The sequence below is a fragment of the Sandaracinaceae bacterium genome (genome assembly GCA_020633055.1).
Taxonomy (GTDB): domain Bacteria; phylum Myxococcota_A; class Polyangia; order Polyangiales; family Houyiibacteriaceae; genus JADJJE01.
In genome coordinates this window covers 404,025-422,670 of record JACKEJ010000010.1, presented here as the reverse complement: position 1 = coordinate 422,670, position 18,646 = coordinate 404,025, and the positions used below count along the sequence as shown (strand labels likewise).

The 18,646-nt window shown below is 71.5% G+C and carries 7 protein-coding genes; 3 read left to right on the top strand and 4 right to left on the bottom strand.

Annotated elements, in window-relative coordinates; genetic code table 11:
• Positions 1-34 precede the first annotated feature (34 nt).
• The gene (locus H6726_24165) at positions 35-2,947 is read left to right on the top strand and encodes a cyclic nucleotide-binding domain-containing protein (protein ID MCB9660762.1); all 2,913 of its coding nucleotides are present in this window, start codon (positions 35-37) and stop codon (positions 2,945-2,947) included.
• 14 nt (positions 2,948-2,961) lie between these two features.
• Here the strand turns inward: H6726_24165 and H6726_24160 are convergent, their stop codons facing one another.
• Positions 2,962-4,977 (bottom strand): acetoacetate--CoA ligase, encoded by a 2,016-nt coding sequence (locus H6726_24160; GenBank protein ID MCB9660761.1) that lies wholly within the window; start codon positions 4,975-4,977, stop codon positions 2,962-2,964.
• A 177-nt stretch (positions 4,978-5,154) separates the two neighbouring features.
• Here H6726_24160 and H6726_24155 point away from each other — a divergent pair, with 177 nt between their 5' ends.
• Positions 5,155-6,417 (top strand): sulfotransferase, encoded by a 1,263-nt coding sequence (locus H6726_24155; GenBank protein MCB9660760.1) that lies wholly within the window; start codon positions 5,155-5,157, stop codon positions 6,415-6,417.
• Between the two features lie 107 nt (positions 6,418-6,524).
• Here H6726_24155 and H6726_24150 read toward each other — a convergent pair whose 3' ends face one another.
• The 3 genes from H6726_24150 to H6726_24140 form a co-directional block, all read right to left on the bottom strand.
• A complete protein-coding gene (locus H6726_24150; GenBank protein MCB9660759.1) occupies positions 6,525-7,541 on the bottom strand; it encodes a DUF2236 domain-containing protein in 1,017 nt (338 codons plus the stop codon).
• 340 nt (positions 7,542-7,881) lie between these two features.
• Entirely contained in the window at positions 7,882-10,548 is a 2,667-nt protein-coding gene (locus H6726_24145) for a protein kinase (protein MCB9660758.1), read from the bottom strand.
• Positions 10,549-10,770: 222 nt separating this feature from the next.
• Positions 10,771-16,998, bottom strand: a complete 6,228-nt coding sequence (locus tag H6726_24140) for a DUF4011 domain-containing protein (protein MCB9660757.1) — start codon at positions 16,996-16,998, stop codon at positions 10,771-10,773.
• 125 nt (positions 16,999-17,123) lie between these two features.
• Here H6726_24140 and H6726_24135 point away from each other — a divergent pair, with 125 nt between their 5' ends.
• Entirely contained in the window at positions 17,124-18,641 is a 1,518-nt protein-coding gene (locus H6726_24135; protein ID MCB9660756.1) for a S1 RNA-binding domain-containing protein, read from the top strand.
• The last annotated feature ends 5 nt before the right edge of the window (positions 18,642-18,646 follow it).

Here is an 18,646-nt window from a genome sequence, read left to right as displayed (position 1 = left end):
ACGACCGCGCGACCGTTTCGAGGTACGCTCCGGCGTGTTCGCCCGCCTCGCTGAGCGCAGCGCGCGCGTGATTCGCTTCGCCCTCGTCGTGGGGTGGGGCGTCATCATCGCCTCGCTGTTCTACGACCCGCTGACCTCCGTGCTCACCGACCATGCATCGAGCTGGAGCCCGTTTCGTTTGGACCGCTTCGCGGACGCGGAGGCTCCCCACGAGCGCTTTGCGTGTCCTCGGCGCCTGGCGTCCGGCGAGGTCGACTGGGTGGGGGCGCCCACGGGACAGTGCGACGCGCGCTGCACGACCATCCAAGGGCGCTGCTTGGTGGAGCAGGCCTACCCGGTAGGCGCCCGTCTGTTCTGGACCATCCTGCTCCCGATCGTCCCCATGTTCCTGCTCGTGTTCGGGCACGAGGCCTGGCGGCGCGTCTGTCCGCTCTCGGCGCTCATGCAGATCCCGAGGCGGCTCGGGCTGCAGCGCACGCGCAAGGTGATCCACCCGAAGACCGGGCGCGTCGAGCGCAAGCTCGTGCTGGTCTCGCCGGAGTCCTTCCTGGGGCGCAACGTCTGGTACGTGCAGGGTGGCTTGCTGTGGCTCGGTGTGTCCCTGCGCATCTTGTTCATCAACTCCGACCGGGTCGCGCTCGGGGTGTTCTTCTTGTCCGTGATCGCGCTCGCGATGCTGGTCGGCTACCTCTTCGGCGGCAAGACCTGGTGCAACTACATCTGCCCCGTGTCGGCCGTGCAGAAGGTCTACACCGAGCCTCGTGGGCTGCTCGAGAGCGAGGCCCACGCGGGCAAGCTGCGTCTGACGCAGGCGACGTGCCGCACCACCACGCCCAACGGAGAGGACCAGAGCATCTGCGTGGGGTGCAAGAGCCCCTGCCCTGACGTGGACCTCGAGCGGCAATACTGGGCGGGGCTGATGGAGCCCGGTCGTCGGGCGTTCTACTACGGCTACTTCGGGCTCGTGTGGGGCTTCTACGGTTACTACGCCGTGTACGCGGGCAACGCGGGCTACTACTTCTCGGGCGCCTGGACGCACGAAGAGGATGTGATGCAGCAGCTCGGCGCGGCCGGCGTGTTCCTCGGAGGGCACGCGTTCGCGTTTCCGCCCAAGTGGCTGGCGGCGCCGCTCACCATCCTCGGCGCAATGCTGCTGAGCGTCGCTGCAGGCCGCGCGCTCGAAGCTGCCTACGGCGCGTACCGCCGCGCCCGCGGTAAGGCTCTGCGCGCCGAGGAGCTGCGGCACCGGGCGCTGGTGATCTGCACCTTCCTGACCTTCAACTCGTTCTACCTCTTCGGCGGACGGCCCAACATCAACCTGCTCTCGACCGTGCCGCACACGCTCCTCGACATCTTCATCGTGACGCTGTCCGCTGTGTGGCTCTCTCGCACGTGGCCGCGTACGAGCGAGGCGTACGAGCGTGAGAGCGTGGCCGAGGCGCTGCGTCGTCAGCTCGACAAGCTGGGTAGCCTGCTCGCGCGCGTGCTCGGTGGGCGGAGCGTGGCGCAGCTCAACACGGACGAGGTCTTCGTGTTGGCCCAGGCGCTGCCGATCGCGTCATCGGGGGCGCGCCTCGAGGCCTACCGTGCGACGCTGCGCGAGTGCCTCGTGGCTGGGCACGCCGACAGCGCCGCGGGGCTCTCGGTCCTCGAGAACCTACGCGAGCAGATGGAGGTGAGCGAGGACGAGCACGCCGAGATCCTCGCGGAGCTCGGTATCGAGGACGCGCAGCTGCTCGGCGCCGAGGAGGCCCGCAGCGTGGAGAACCGGTTACGGCTCGACGGGTTTCGTGAGGCCTTGGAGCGCGTGCTGGTGACCGCCGCCGAGCGTGGGGTGCCCGTGAAGAAGGCGCTCACCGACGACCGCGTGCTCGCCGAGATTCGAGACCTGCAGCGGCGCTATGCGGTCACTGCGGAAGAGCAAGATGCGGCCGTCGACGAGCTCACGGGGCGCGCCGGCAAGCTGGTCGAGCGCGTCGAGCGGGGGCTGTCCGAGCTCCTCTGGCTCGACATCAACACCACGGGGTTGGCAGAGGCGACGTCGCTGCCCGGTGGGGTGCGCGGCGCGCTGCTCGCCGTCATGGGGCGGCGGCGTGCGCGCGTCGTCGAGCGCAGCCTACATCTGCTCTCGGGGCTGGGAGACGACCCTGCGCACCAGAAGCTGGCGGAGCGTCTGCGGACGCTGGCCGCCGTCGAGGTGCAGGTGCTGGTCCACGAGCGGCAACGCTCGCTGCAGCTCTCGCCCGAGATCAACCGCGCGCTCATGGCCGTGGTGGATGCTGCCCTCGAGCACGGCGAACCCGTGCCGCGACCCGACGTCGCCGACGTGTGCGCGCGCGCGCTGCGCGAGTGGGGGCACGTGGAGCGCAGCATCGCACTGTTTGCGCTCGCTTGCGTGGACGGCCAAAGGGGGCGGGCAGCTGCGCGGGACGCCGAGCACACGACGGATCCGCTGCTGGCCGAGGTGGCTGCGGCGGTGCTGCGCGGGCCCGAGAGCGCGCGTGAGCCCGAGGCGCCGCCCGCGCTCGCCCGCCTCTTCGCGCTCCTCTCCGCCAAGGCCGCGCACGCTCTCGACTTCCCCTCGCTGGCCAACCTCGCCCGCATCAGCGTCGCTCGCGAGTACGCGGCGAACGAGCTCATGTGGGACGCGGGCAGCAAGAGCGACCACTTCCTCGCGGTCGTCCGCGGCCGCGCGGACGCCCTGCTCGCTCAGGGGGAGCGCGTGGGCAGCATCGAGGAGGGGGAGTTCGTAGGCGAGCTCGGCGTCATCCTGGGACGCACCAGGACACTCGCGGTCCGCGCGGGGGAAGGCGGCGCGAGCGTGCTCGAGTTCGACGCGAGCGCGTTCAAGTCGCTGCTCAAGAGCGACCGGCTCGCGGCGGCGGGGTTTCTCACGCTGGTGAGCACTCGGCTCGCCAACACCCTCGAGCGCGTGGCGCACGGCTGACGCCCACCGGCGACTCAGGCGCGCAGCTCGGGCAGATCTCGGAAGTAGTCGAGCGCCTCGGGGTTGGCGAGGGCCTCCACGTTCTTGACGGGCTCGCCCGCCACCACGCGCCGCACGCTCAGCTCGCTGATCTTGCCGCTGCGCGTGCGAGGGATCCCGGGCACGGCGAGGATGCGGGCGGGCACGTGTCGCGGGCTCGCGTTGTCACGGATCTCGCGCTTGATGCGCCCTCGCAGTTCATCATCTAGGTTGGCTCCCGCGGCGAGCACCACGAACAGCACCACCCGCACGTCGCCCTCCCAGGGCTGCCCGATGACGATGGCCTCCTGCACCTCGGCGAGCCGCTCCACCTGGCGGTAGATCTCGGCGGTGCCGATGCGCACGCCTCCCGGGTTCAGCACCGCGTCCGAGCGGCCCGTGATGACGAACCCTCCGTCCGCGGTCTCGCGCGTGAAGTCGCCGTGGCACCACACCCCAGGGAAGCGCTCGAAGTACGCGGCGCGGTAACGTGAGCCGTCGTCGTCGCCCCAGAAGCCCACGGGCATGCTCGGGAAGGGCGCTATGCACACCAGCTCGCCCTGCTCGTCCAGCACACGCGCGCCCTCGTCGTTCCACACCTGTACGTCCATCCCGAGCCCCTTGCCCTGGATGGTGCCGCGTCGCACGGGGCGCGTCGGATCGCCCAGGACGAAGCAGCTGACGATGTCCGTTCCACCCGAGATGCTTGCGAGCAGCACGTCGCGTTTGATGTTTTCGTACACGTAGTCGAACGACTCGGGCACCAACGGGGAACCCGTCGAGAGGATCGCGCGCACACTACCGAGGTCGTGTCCCTCGCGCGGCACGACGCCCTGCTTGGCCAGCGCGTCGATGTACTTGGCGGACGTGCCGAACACGTTGATCCGCTCGCGCGCTGCCAGCTCGAAGAGCGCCTCGGGCGACGGGCTCATCGGGTTCCCATCGTACAGCACCAGGGTGGCTCCCACGGCCAGGCCGCTCACCAGCCAGTTCCACATCATCCAGCCGCAGGTGGAGAAGTAGAACAAGCGCTCGTCGCTCCGCAGGTCGGTGTGCAGGCGGTGCTCCTTGAGGTGCTGCAGCAGCGTCCCGCCGGCGCCATGCACGATGCACTTGGGCTTGCCCGTGGTACCCGAGCTGTAGAGCACGTAGAGCGGGTGATCGAAGGGTAGGCGCTCGAAGCGCAGCGCGTCGGCTTCGTGTCCGGCGAGGAAGTCCGCCAGTCGCACCGCCGATGGATGATCGGCGAGCGGACCGAGGCCCGCGAGCGCGTCCTCCTTGCCGAGCCCACCGAGGTCGTGGGGCGCGAGCACGCAGCGCTCGATGCTCGGCACGGCGCGCAACACCTCGGCGATCTTGGGGCGGATGTCGAAGTACTTCCCGCCATAGCCGTAGCCCGGCACCGTGATCAGCACGCGTGGCTCGATCTGCCCGAAGCGGTCCACTACACCCGCGGAGCCGAAGTCCGGCGAGCACGACGACCACGTCGCCCCGAGGCTCGCCGCCGCGAGCATGGCGCGCACCGCGATGGGGGCATTGGGAACGTAGCCGGCCACGCGGTCGCCCTTGGTCACGCCGGCTGCCGTCAGGGCCGCCGCCAGGGTGGCTACCTGCGTGCGCAGCTGGGCGAAGGTCACGCGCTCGCGGGTGCCCGTTTCGTCGGCGTAGATCAGGGCCACGCCGTCGTCGGTGCGCTGCAAAAGGTTCTCCGCGAAGTTCAGCCGCGCCTCTGGGAAGAAGCGCGCGCCGGGCATCGCCTCGGGCCGCTCCAGGTCGACCGCGCCCAGCTCACCGACCGCGCTGCTGTCTTCCCACACGGCGCGCCAGAAGGGCCCTGGGTTGGCGACGGACCATGCGTGGAGCGCGACGCTGTCCGCGAGCGAGACGCCGTGGGTGGCCTCGATGCGCCGCCGGAACGCGTCCATCTGCGTCGCGGCGACGCGGGCGGGGGTGGGCTGGTAGAGCACGCGGTCTGGGGACGGGTCGGTGTCGCTGGGCTGCACGGGTTCCATGGGCCCCAAGACACCACCTCCTGCCCGGCGCTGCAACCCCGAAATGAATGGCGGTTCATTCCGGCAGCGGCCGGTTCACCCCGGAGGAACGACGGCTCACCCGGAGCGTGTTGCCGGGAAAACACGGCGCACCCACGCTTTTGTTCAGGAATTCGGCGTTAGACCGGGAGCCTCTCCATGACCACCAGCCCCACCACCCACGCCCACGAGCCCCTCGACAGCGGCTCCTCGCGCCCCAGCCTCCACTCTCTCGAGCTCGCGGCCACGCCAGCCGTGCGCGACGTACTGCCCCGCGGGCGCGGCAACCTCGTGCTGCAGCCGGGGGCCGTCGCGCGCCTGCTCACCCTCACCGCGCAGCGCTTCTCGCTGCGGCGGGCGTTCGCCGTGGCCATCTACACGCCGCTCTACTTCGCGCTGTTCGCGTTCAACTACGCCTGCAACGCGCTCGATGACGTGCTGTTCCCCACCTGGCGTCGCACGCGCGTGAAGCGCCCCGTGTTCATCTTCGCCAACCCGCGCAGCGGCACCACGCTCTTGCACCGGTTGTTGTCGCTCGACGAAGCGCGCTGGACGACGGTGAAGCTCTACCAGACGGTCTTCGGCTCGGTGGTCGTGTACAAGCTGCTGGCCGCCATCCGCTGGGTCGACCAGCGCTTCTTCTTCGGGCTGCTGCGCAAGCTCACCGTGGACCTCGGCAACTGGCTCTTCTTCGAGAGTCGCTGGGAGGACATCCACGAGATGGGCTTCGACAAGGCCGAGGAGGACGAGTGCACCTTCGTCTATGCCATGCACACGCCCACGACGATGCTGCTCTCGCCCTTCCCAGAGCAGCTGCGCGACCTGGCCTGGCTCGACGCGTGCCCGCGCGAGGAGCGCGAGCGCCTGATGGACTACTACGACGGATCGCTGCGTCGCATCCTCTTCTCGTCGGGGAACGGACGCCGCTTCCTGAACAAGAACGTCTTCTTCTCGCCGCGCATCAAGACCATGCTGGGGCGCTTTCCGGACGCCACCTTCGTGTACCTGGTGCGGCACCCGTACGACGGGCTCGGCAGCTTCCTGAGCATGTTCTACGCGGCGTGGAAGACGCACTCGCCGGACATCCAGAAGGACTCGCCCGAGGCCAAGGCGCTGGCGCGCTTCGGCATGGACTACCTGCGCTACGCCCTCACGCTACAGCGCGAGCTCCCCGCCGACCGCTTCGTGGTGATCCGCTACGACGAGCTGGTCGCGGATCCGCAGGGGACCGTGGCAGCGCTGTACGAGCGGCTCGGCGAGCCCGTGGACGACGCGTTCCGCGCGAAGCTCGTCGCGGCCACGTCCCGTCAGCGCGCGCACGCCAGCAAGCACGCGTACTCGCTCGAGGAGTACGGCCTGACGGAGGCCGAGGTCTACGCCGAGCTGCGCGACGTGTTCGAGGCGTACGGCTTCGAGCCCTGAGCGGCACCTTCCGCTGCGGACACGCGCGGTCGTGGCCGGTGTAAGCCCCTGCGTCAGGTGCGCTGCTGAGGCATCGCGTCAGGGGCGCCAGCGGGGCGCTAGGCGTGCTAGGCGACCGGGCAGCGCGACGCCGCGCGGGCGTGCTTGCCCACGGCGGCTTCGAACATGGACGGCGGCGTGGAGGCGGCTGGCGCGAGCACGCGCAGGACGGTCTGCTCCAGCGCGCGGCCGATGACGTCGGGGCCCTCCTTGCCGGCCAGGCGCCGCTTGGCCTCGTGGTAGGCGGGGACATAGCGCACGCGCGGCGGGAGCACCTTCACCACGTGCCTCAGCGTGCGGAACGACGCGTGGTAGATGCGCTCGTGTTCCGCGCTGAAGCGCATGCCGAACTGCGCGCGCACCGAGTCGGGCAACAGGCCCGCGGTCATGAGCACGTACCAGTCGAAGAACGGCTTGCTCACCTGGCTGGGGGGCGTGAGCAGGTACTGCGCCAGCTCGCGCCCGGCGGTGCCGACGCGGATGGTGTCGCTCACGACCATGGCGTTCACGTAGGCGTCGAACTCGGTCCACGTGGCGGGCATGCGCCCGCGCTCGATACCGAACAGCGCCGCGAAGCTCTTGGACTCTTGGTAGTACTGGTCGCGCTCGGCCCACGACAGGGGCCTGACGGCCAGGTCATACACGCGCACCGCGGTGTGGATCAGCGTGGCGTGCACCCACTGGAGCGCGTCGTGATCGTGCGCCCGGTAGCGGTGCCCGCGCTCGAAGCGTCCGACGTTCTCGGTGATGGGGCCGTGGACCGCGTCGTGGATGGCGCGCACGCGCTGGGAGGACTCGAGGGCCTCGGCCTGCGAGCCGAAGATCATGTTGAAGACGTGCAGGAACGTGCGGTTGAAGCGGCCGATCGGATCGGAGCGGGTCTCACTGTGCTGATCCACGCCGTGGGCGACGTAGGGGTGGGCCAGCTGCAGCAGGGCGGCACAGCCCCCGCCCATGAAGATCACGGTCTCCTTGCCGATGCGCCAGCTCATGCTCGAGGGCCCTTGGAACCCCGCTCGGGGGTCCGTGACCTGGGCTGCGGCTGCGCTCACCGTCGACTCGAACTGCCGCTGAGTGACCAACATGTGCACAGTTTCGGATTAATTCACCCGTTGGTCAATACTGGCGCGGTTCTCACCACGTCGGGCGGGGCCCCGGGTGTCGGCTGCGGAGCTCCCCCCTCCCTCGGTGACGTCTCTGGGCTCGACCTGCGCGAGAAGGTTTCCGCGGGACTCGTGAGGTCCGCTTTGGGCGCGGAAGGCTCACCTGAGCGCGGGCGCTGGCCGCGGGACGCTGTAGGGGCTCTGGAGGCTCGCCTGAATGAGGGTTCGTCCGCGGGGCACGGATGTCGAGAGGCGCTCGCGTCGTTGGTTCCGAGCCGCGGGTCAGAGGCTCAGCGCAGCGCGAGAGGGCTTCTGCGGGTGCTCAGCGTCTGCCCTGGTTCCAGGGGTCGACGACGTCGACGCTCACCGCGGGGCTCGGACGCGGCGCAGGGGACGTCGGGGGCGGGCTCGGGGCGGGGGCTTGCGCGCTGGGGGCGGAGGCTGGCGACGCGGCCTCGCCGTGGCGCGACGAGCGTGAGCTGCTGCTGCCGCTGCTGGGCGCGAGGGTGACGTCGATGCGCTCGGGGGAGTTTCCGCTCACGGCGACCACGGCGCTGCGGTGTCCCGCCAGCGTCAGCGTCAGGCGTGCTTCCACGTGCCCGCTGGGCAGGTGGAAGGGGAGAGGCGTGTTGCCAATGAGCGCTCCGTCTTGCTCGACCATCGCGCCCGGTGGGTCGCTGTGGATCTGGACGACGTGTGCGCTTGCTCCGGCGGGCGCCGGGGTGTTGGCCGTGGAGCCTGCGTTGGCGTCTGCGCCCGGGGCTGCGTTCGGCGTGGGCGCTGGGAGGGCCGCAACGCTGGCGCCGCCTGGCGGGGCGCTCTCGGGCGCTGGGGCATCGGGGGCGCCGGGGGAACCCGAGGTGGGCACCATGCTCTCGCTCGCGCCTCGTGACGCGGCTTGTGCTTCCGGGCCCAGCGTACGCAGGGCGACCACGCCGAGGGTTGCGAGGAGGCCGAGCGCGACGACGCTGGCACCCACCCAGGCCATCGTCCGCCACCGACTCTTCGTTGGCGCGGCCGCCGCGGGTGGGGCCGCCACGGCGGGCGTGACGCGCGCGGCGACGAGGTCCACGCCCGAGATGTGCGATGGGCGCTCGAGCTGCGGTAGGTCGGCTAGCAGCGCGTTCATGTCGGGGTAGCGCTGCTCGCGGTCCTTCGCCAGCGCGCGCAGGATGATGTTCCCGAGCACGGGCTCGTCGCGGGTGAGGCGTGGGTGTCCTGGCGGTGGCGCGTGCACGTGCTGATGCAACACGTGTACGAACGAGTCGCCTCGGAACGGCGCCACGCCCGTGAGCATCTCGTAGAGGATGATGCCGAGCGCGTAGACGTCCGTGCGGCCGTCGACGGAGTCCCCCGCCGCCTGCTCGGGGGACATGTAGTGCGGCGAACCGAACACCACGTTCTCGTCGGTGCTGTGCGGCGCGCTGGCCACCTTGGCCACGCCGAAGTCCAGCACCTTCGCCTCGGCTGGGAGGCCCCCCTGGGGAGCCTGCAGGAAGATGTTCTCGGGCTTGAGGTCGCGGTGGATCACGCGCTGTCCGTGTGCCGCCGACAGCGCGCTGGCCACCTGGCCCGCGACCTGGATCGCCTCTGGCGTGGCGAGTGCGCCTTGGCGGAGCCGCGCGCGCAGCGTCTGCCCGTCCAGATGCTCCATCACGAAGTAAGAGCGCCCGTCGGGCAGGTGCCCGAAGTCGATGATGTCGACGATGTTCGGGTGGCCCAGCGAGCAGACCGAGCGCGCCTCCTGCTCGAAGCGTGACGCGGCCTCGGGGCAGCCGCTGAGGTCGGCGCGCAAGGCCTTGAGCGCCACGCGACGGCGGAGCGTGGTGTGCGTCGCGCCGTAGACCACCCCGTGACCGCCCTGGCCCAGCACCATGTCCAGGCGATAGCGACCGTCCACGACCTCGCCGAGGGCGGGATCGAGCGCCGGGGTCAGCGACTCGCGCTCGGGTGGCCTCGGCGGGGTGCCGGGCTGGCTCCCGCGTGGAGCCGGCATGAACTCGCCGTCCAGGCGGGCGCGGCCGAGTGCCTCGGTAGCGGCCTTGAGCGCCGCGCGCTGCGCGTCGAGCCCGGGGCCGAGGATGCGCGCGACGTGCTGAGCCACCAACCGAGAGCTGGCCGCCCCGCCCAACGGGCGAATGACCGACTCGAGCGCCTCGATGAACGCGTCGGCGCTCTGGAAGCGGCGCGCCGGATCTCGCTGCAGAGCGTGCGCGAGCAGGGCGTCGAAGGGCGCGAGCTCGGGCGCGCGGGACGAGGGCGCCGGGATGGGCTCGTTCAGGATCTTCGTCAGCGTCTCGACGTTGTTGCGCCCACGAAACAGCCGGCAGCCCGTGAGCGCTTCCCACACGATGATGCCCATGCTGAACAGATCCGAGCGCTGGTCCGTGGTGCCAGTCGCCGCCTGCTCGGGCGCCATGTAGCCCAGCTTGCCCTTGAACTGCCCCGTGCGCGTGGAAGACAGGCGGATCTCGGCCTTGGCGACGCCGAAGTCGGTCAGGCGGCAGATGCCGTCTGCACCGACGAGGAGGTTGTGGGGGGACACGTCGCGGTGCACGAGGTTGAGCGGCTGGCCAGCGTCGTCGTGCAGCGTGTGGGCTGCGGCCAGCCCGGCCAGCGCGTCCATGGCGATGCGCGCCACGACGTCGACCGGGAGGCGCCGATGCTGCTGGGCCTCCGTGCCGATGAGCGTGCCCAGGTGTCCGCCCTCGACGTAGTCCATCACCAGGAAGAAACCGTCGCCGCCGCTGTCGCGCACGTCCAGCGTGGGCACGACGTTCGGGTGCCGGATGCGCGCGGCGAGGCGCGCTTCGTCCAGGAACATCGTGATGAACTCGCGCTCGTGGGCGAGGTTGCCGTGCAGCACCTTGAGGGCGACGAGGCGCTCGAACCCCGCCACGCCGATCGCTCGCGCGATGTACACCTCGGCCATGCCGCCGGACGCCAGGCGCGTCAGGACCTCGTAGCGGCCGAGCTGACGCCCGACCATGCTGCTACGTTCTTCAGCAGGAGCTTCGAGGGGGACGGGCGCGAGCGACATGAGGGCCCTTGGGGGAGGAGTGCGGACGAGAGTACACAACTCTGGCGCGGCGCCCACCCGAAACGCGCGAATGGGCCGCCGAGCTGACCGTGTGGTCGCGAATCCACGGGCGGCGCGGCTGGCGGACGGGCGTCACCGATTCGCGCGTGCCTCGGCGCCGCTTCCGAATGATCAGGCAACCACGCAGACGAACTCGGAGCGACCGCGCGCGACGCGTTCGATGCGAAACGGCACGCCCCAGCTCGCGAGCTCCGCCTCGAAGATGCGCAGTCTTCGCGCGCCGCCGACCAGGCGGGTGAGCTCGGCGAGCGGGAGCTCTTCTGCGGCATGCAGGCGGACGGCGGCGTTCTGGTAGGTCGCGTCTGGGATCCCCCCCGCCCAAGCAGGGAGATCGGCCCGCGGCGACGGGGACGGCGCAGGCTCATCGGCCGACGCACGCTGGGGGTCACGCGCACGCGCACGCGCGGCGGGCTGGGGGCTGGTCGCGGGCTCGATGCCGTCGTGGTTCCTGGTTCGGCGCGAACGGAACGCGGGGGTGTGGAGCGCGCCCTCGGCTCCCGGCACACGCTCGAGGATCTGCTGCACCACGGCCTCGGGCCGGTGCGCCCACGTGGCCGCGTCCACCTCGAGCACACGCCAGCCACGCGTCTCGAGCACGCGCGGGCGGTGGACGAACCGATCGAACGAACTCGAGCCCTCGCCGGACTCGTCGAGCAGCACCGCGAGCGCGAAGCGCGACGGGTCGGATGGGTTCAGGACCGCGAGCGGCACGCGGAAGTCGGAGGTCCCCACGTTGAGCTCGTACGGCACGCCGCGTCGCTCGAGCGCCAACGCGAGCTGCGTCGCGATGGGCACGTAGCCTGCGACCGGGAGCGGGCGCACCTTGCTGCTCCCGCTCCTGCGGGTCTCCCGCACCAGGGACAGCACCCCTTCTGCCCGTGCTGCGTCGCCGCGGCTGACGGCGTCGGCGTATTCGAGGTAGCGCTTGAAGAGCTGTGGCCCGAGGTGACTGGAGCCTGCCACGCTCAGTAGGTCTGGGAGGAACGAGGAGACGATGTAGCAGCGTTGCTTCGCGCGCGAGATGGCGACGTTCAAGCGCCGTTCACCTCCCCGCTGCCCCAGCGGACCAAAGCGGGCGGGCACGTAGCGGTCGGTGCTCCCGCTGCGTCTCTTGCGCGACACGGGCGCGTGCGCGAGCGAGAACACGATCACGTCGCGCTCGTCACCCTGGACTGCCTCCAGGTTCTTCACGAACGGGCGCTCGTCCAGGCGCTCGTTGGCCTCGGCCGCCGTCCATGCTTCGCCGAACGCTCGGTCGCTCGCGACGCGCTGCTCGATGGCCTGCAGCACCGCGGCGCGCTGCTTGAGGTTGAACGTCACCACGCCGAGCGTCGGCGGCGCGGCCTCCGCGAGCAGCTCGGCGAGCAGCGTCACGACCCGCTCGGCCTCCTTGACGTTCTGGCCCCCGTCGTACTCACCGTCTTCGAGGTGCACGAAGCGCAGGCCTGGGGTCGCGTCGGTCGCGTGCGTGGACGGAATCGTCAGCAGCTCGCCTCCGTACATGGCGTGGTTCGAGAAGGCGATCAGCGACTCGTCCTGGCAGCGGTAGTGCCACGAGAGCGCGGTGTGCTGGACGCGGCTGCGGCTGAGGGTCAGCAGCGACTCGGACGTCAGCATGTCGCGCACCTCGCGCTCGGCGCGGTCCGCCTCGTTGGATGCATCGCTGCGTGAAGCGTCTTCTTCATCGCCCCCGCCCATGCGGAAGAACGAGGTGGGCGGCATCTGCTGCTCGTCGCCCGCGACCACCACGCGCTTTGCACGCAGCAGGACCGGCAGCCCCGACTCGACCGTGCACTGGGACGCCTCGTCGAACACCACCAGGTCGAAGAGGGGCTCGCGTGGAAACAAGATGGCCATGGTCTCCGGGGAGAGCAGCCACACGGGCACGACGTCGAGCAGGCCCTCGTCCGCGAACTGCCGCACGAAGGTGCGCAGCGCGAGGAGGTTGCGCTTCTTGCGGGTCTCCTTGAGGAGGCTCTCCCACACCGCCTGCGCCGCGCTGCGACGCTTGTGCTTTTCTGGCGCTGCGACGTTCAGCAGCGGTGCCCGGTCCAGCGTGGCGAGCACGCGCTCGGTCTCGATCTCGGAGAGCTGCGTGTCGAGCGTGGCGAGGCGCGCGATGGCGGCCTGCTTGCGTTCGTCGCTCTCGGGGGTCCCGTAGTCCGTGAGGGCGGGGTGGTGCCGATGTGCCCGCGTCAGCTGCGCCGTCGCCCAGCCGTGCAGCAGCGCTTGCCGCCAACGCTCGGGACCCGCGTCTGGGTGCGCGGTGACGAGGACGTCGAGCACGGCGCGCAGCGCGGGGAGCTGCTGCTCGGCCCGCGCGAGCTGACCGTCGCAGCGCGCCACGCGCGCCCCGTCGCGCGCGAGTCGGTCGCGCAGGGCCTCGAGCTCGACGGCGCTCGGGGCGGCGCTCAGTCCCGGCGCGTAGGGGCGTAGCGCCACCACCGCTTCACGCAGCTGGGTGAGGCGGGTGTGCGCGTCATCGCGCGCGGCCACCTCGGCGTCCCAGGCGGGGAGGCTGGTGGCGCCCAGCGACGTGGGCAGCCGGGCCATGGCCAGCTGGGGCGCGGCCCTCCGCAGCATGCGTTGGTGCGCCATCATGCGCGCGGCGGCGGGCAGGTAGGCGACGAGGTCGCGGCGGTTCCGCAGACGGGGGGCGCCCGGCAGGTGCGCCATCGCGTGCGTCGCGGCCCGCCACACGCCCGCGGCACGAACGCGGCTCATCAGCTGACCCAGGAAGGCCCCATCCAGCGGATGCCCCGCTCGCTCGGGCCACACCTGACTCATGCTCCGAGTGACGCGCGAGCGGGCGCTCCACCACGCCCACACGAAGAAGCGCACGAAGCGACCCGCGTAGCCTTGCAGCACGGCGAGCGCGGCCACTAGCTCTGCGCTGGGCTCCAGCAGCACGGGCTCGTCCCACGCGTCCACCGCCGCGCGCTCGCGCGCGAGCTGGGCGTCTGCGTCCTCGAAGTCGTCGACGGCGGCGTCCAGCGCGTCGGCCGCGCGGACCGCCACGTAGAGCGCGTCTCCGTCGGGTACCTCCGATCGCAGAGCGCGTACGTCACGCTCGCCCGCGAGGACGTCCGTCACGGCGTCCAGTGCGTCGGGCGCGAGGGCCGCGGGAGCCGCTGCGAAGTGCCGGGCGGCCTCGATGGCAGCCTCCGTGCGGGTGACGAGCGCGCGCAGCTCCGCGTCCCCCGCGCTCGCGAGGGTCGCGCGCGGGGGCTCGCCCGGCGCGGCGCGCCACGGGCTGCCCGGCGCCCAGAACTCTTGCTCGGCGTGCAGCGCGACCACCTGCCCGAGCACGTCCGAGAGCGTCGTCAGGTCGAGCCCCGCGAGCCACTCCGGGAGCGGTCCCGCGGGGGCGTCCGGTGCGCTCGTCGTCTGGGGGCCGTCGGGCTCGGGTGCAGTCGCGGCCCGCAGGGTCAGCAGCTCTCCCACGCCGAGGGTGGCGCCGGGGGCGCGCCACGCCAGCGCCGCGCGTCGCGCGTCCAGCTCGCCTGCGGTCGCCGCGTGCTGCTGGTGGAGCGCTTCGGCGGCGGCCACGTCGAAGGTCAACGGCGTGAATCCGTCCAGGCGCTCTGCGATCTGGGCGTAGAGCGCCTTCCGGTCCTCGTGGACGTCGTGCACGAGCGCCAGCGCGTGCCGCAGCCCGAGCCGTTCGATGCGCTGAAACACGACGTCGAGGGCCGCCCGCTTCTCGCACACGACCGCTACGCGCTCCCCACGGCGCAGGGCATCCAACACGAGGTTCGCGATGACCTGGCTCTTGCCGGTCCCGGGTGGACCGTCGATGACCATCGCCTCGTGCTTCAGGCACTCGCTCAGCACCTCGCGCTGGGCCGGGTCGGCGTCCATCAGGGGGTGCGCCGCGGACTGCGCGGGCGGAGGCAGGCGTTGTCCTCGCAGGGCTGCTGGCAACAGCACCGTGGCCGAGGCCAAGAGGTTCGGGACCGGCGTGTTGCCCTCGCTCAGCTCCTGGATGAGGGCGTCGTAGTCCTGCAGGAGATCCGAGCTGGACTGCGGGAAGAGTCCCAGCACGGCCACCTCTTCGACCTCGAGGCGTGGTCCGCCCTGGTCGATGTCCGCCCGCTCCTCGAACGACCGCAGCGCGCCGCCCGGCACCTGCACGTCGACGCCCAGCTCGGCGAGGCGCGCGAGCACGGCCCCCAGGCCCACCTCGCGGTCACTGGCGAGCGTGTCCAGCTCCTCGGCCAGGCTATCGGGGAAGCCAAAGCGCAGCTTGTTGAACATCAGGCGCAGCAGCGACTGGTTGACGATGGGGTCTTCGTCCTTGCGAGGTGCCAGCTTGAAGCTGCGCGCGCCGCGGCTGTCGCGCACGAGGTCCACCGGGAAGAGCAGCAGGGGCCCGCGCACCGGGTACGCCACCAGCGCGGTCTTCTGCGCCACCGCACCCGTCAGGAACGGATACCCCACGTATAGGTCGTGCGAGCCCGTCTCCTCGACGCGATCGCGGTGTGCGCGGTCGAGCTTGTCGAGCGCCTCCCCACACTCCTCCGCCGCGCGGTGCGTGCCCGCTTCGCTGGCGTCCACCAGCCGCGCCACGCGACCCGCGCGCACGTGCGTCAGCGCGCGCTCCCCCATCCCGAGGGAGATGCGGTCGAGGCGCGCCACGTCGAAGCCGCGCTCGTTGCGCACCGTTCGCAGCCGCACGGAGGGACTGCGCCCGTCCCCCGAGATCAGCTGGTCCCGCAGGCGCGAGAGGCCGCGCACCAGCTGCTGTCGCGACGGGTCTGGCGCCGCCGAACCCTGGTCGTCGTCGTCGTCGTCGTGGGTCGTGAGGGGCGCCTCCAGGTGCAGCACGTCGTCCAGCTGGGCGTGTCGCAGCGGTGGAACGACGCGCACCTGGCGCGCGTCGAACGCGCCCTCGATGGCGGTCACGGCTCCCTCGTGCAGCTCCGACTGCCCCACCAAGTGCAGCAGTCGGCGGAATACGATGCTCCCGCTTCCGCGTCGGCAGACGCCGTCGAGGAACGCATCCAGCGCGTCGAGGACGTCGGCGTGGCGTGCCGGCAGCGGGATGACCTGCGGCGCCACGTCCGAGATGACGATGTGCACCTTCAGGGCCGCGAGCGCAGCCACCATCCAACGCTCGAAGAGCGCCTGCTGTCCGAGCACCACGCCGACGCCGAGCACAGCGCCGACCTCGCGCTCGTCGATGGTGCCGTCCGCGCCCAGCATGTGCACCAGCAGCAGAAACACGCGTCGGGCCAGGTCGGCCCCGCCGCTGCGCACGATGGGCGCCGTACGGGCCAGCCGCGCGCGCGCGCTCTCGAGGTCCAGGTAGGTCTGCCAGTCGGGCACCAGCGGCGCGAAGATGCGCTCCACCAGCTCCGACTCCTCGGGCGCCAGCTCCTCGTCGGCCCAGGCCACGATGACGGCCGCGGCCAGCGCGAACTCGAAGACCTCAAGGGGCGGCGCCTCGAGCGGGTCGTACGCCACGTCCAGCTCGGGTCGCCCGAGGATGGTCGCGAGCGTGTCCTCGACGTCCGCGATGGGGCGCTGTCCCGAACCCTTGCCGGTGAGCGCGTGGTACACGTCGCTCTCGCTGAAGAGCCACACGGCGTAGGCTCGCAGGTGGTGCTCGGGGTGGGTCCCGCTGCGCGCTTGGTCCGCCCCTTCGAGGCAGGCCTCCATCAGCTCTCGGCACTGCGCGAGGTAGGCGTCCGTGTCCCAGGTGAGCGCGCTCACGGGCAGCCCCGTGGTGACCGACATCTGCGTGCGCAACATGCCTGGGAGATCCTGGCAGGCCAGCAGGCCGAAGCGGTCCGCCGTGATCTCGGCCGCCACGCCGAGCTGCTGCGCGAGGAAGGCGACCTGCTCGTCCCCGCTGCGGGCCAACGCGCGCGCTGCCAAGTGCTGCTCCCCACGCGTCCCCGCGGGTCCGTGCGCCAGGTAGTGCCCCAGCTCGTGGCCGAAGACCGAGAGCAGCCCGACCTCGTCCAGCTGCGTGAGCAGCCGCCCCTGCACCTCGACGAGCACGGGCGCTTCGACCAAGTGCATGGCGGCGTTCTCGGGTCCTGCCGACTGATACAGCTCGAGCTGCGTGCCCTCGGCCAGCCCCAGCACCCGCGCGCTCTCTTCCAGCATGCGGTGGGCCGCGGGCGCCATCGCCGCCGACAGCCGCAGGGAGCGCGCCAGCAGGTCCCGACGCACCCGCGCGCCATCGAAGCCCTTGGCGCGGCCCGCGAGCGCCCCCAGGTCGGACGTGCGCGCCAGCTGCGCGAGCAGGTCGCCTTCGAGGCGGCAGCGGACCCGCTCGGGGTCGAGGGGGCCCAGGGGGCGGCGGGGGGGATCCTCCACTCTCTTCGTCATGCGGTCTCCGAGGCTCGCGCAGCGCTCGGCTGACGGGCGGGGACGGCACGCTACTACAGCTGCGTGCGGCTCGGCACCCCCCGGCGCCTTGAAACCCACCCCGTTTGGCGGCAACCCTCGGCACCATGTCCAGCAACGACGACTTCCGGTCCTTCATGGAGCAGTCCGCCCCCACGTCCGTGCGACGCCTCACCAAGGGGGAGCGCGTGCGCGGGCGCGTCGTGCACATCGGCGCCGACAGCGTCTTCGTGGACCTCGGCAGCCGAGCCGACGCGCGCGTCGCCCGCCTCGAGCTGCAGCGCCCGGACGGTTCACTCACCGTGCAGGTGGGCGACGAGCTGGAGGCGACGGTGGTGGACCCACACCACAACGACGGACCGCTCTTGGTCGTCACGATGGGCTCGGGCGGCGGCATCGACGTGCGCGAGCTGCAGCTGGCGCTCGAGACCGGGACGCCCGTGGAGGGGCGCTTCAGCAAGGCGCAGAAGGGGGGGCTCGAGGTGACGGTCGGCAGCACGCGCGCGTTCTGCCCGGCGTCGCAGGTGAGCACGTCCTACGTGGCAGAGCTCGAGCCGCTGGTCGGCCAGACCGCGCGCTTCGCCGTGCTGGAGATCAAAGAGGAGGGGCGCTCGGTGATCGTCTCGCGCCGCAAGGTGCTGGAGCAGGAGAAGGCCGAGGCCAGCCGCGCCCGCCTGACCGAGATCAAGGAGGGGGCCATCCTCAGCGGCACGGTCAGCTCGATCCAGAAGTTCGGTGCGTTCGTCGACCTGGGTGGCGTGGAGGGCCTCGTGCACATCAGCGAGATCACGCGTGGGCGCGTCGAGCGCGTGGACGACGTGCTGTCGCTCGGCGAGCGCGTCGAGGTGAAGGTCCTCTCCATCGAGCTGCCCGAGGAGGGCTCGAAGCACGGCGCGCGCATCGGCTTGTCGATGAAGGCGCTGCTGGCGGCGGCTCCCGCGGCCGAGGCTGCCCCGGCCATCCCGCCCCCCAGCAAGGACGCGGTGCTCGAGGGCACCGTCGTGAAGCACCTGCCGCACGGCGTCGTGGTGGAGACCAAGCAGGGCGAGGGCTTGGTGCCGGCGCGCGAGCTGGAGGTGCAGGAGGGTCGCGACCTGCGGCGCGCGTTCCCCATCGGGGAGGTGCTGCAGGTGGTGCTGCTGGACGCCGCGCGCGGGCGGCTGCGCTTCAGCGCGAAGAAGGTGTCCGAGGTGCAGGCCCGCAACGACTTCCGCGACTACAAGACCGCCCAGGCGGGGGAGAGCACTCGCGGCGGTGGGGCGCTGGCCGCGGCGCTGGGCAAGCTCAGCCTCGACCTACCGGCGGCGCCCTCGAAGGAGGCGCTGGCGCGCATCGCCCAACAGGAGCAGAAGGCCCGCGAGGCGCGTGAGCGCGAGCTCGAGCAGCAGCGCGCCCGAGAGGAAGCTCTCGCGGCGCAGGCTGCGCGCACGGAGCAGGCGCGGCAGGCCCAGGAGCGCGAGGCCCGTGCCGCTGCGAGCCCGCTGGCTGCGGCGCTCGACGCGGCGCTGCCCACCGAGGGGGGCGCCGCCGGCTCGGCGGCCGCCTCGGAGGACGCCGATGGCTCGGCATCGGACGGTGACGAGCCCAAGCGCCGGCGAGTCGTCCGCAGCTACGATTTGAAGTAGCCTAA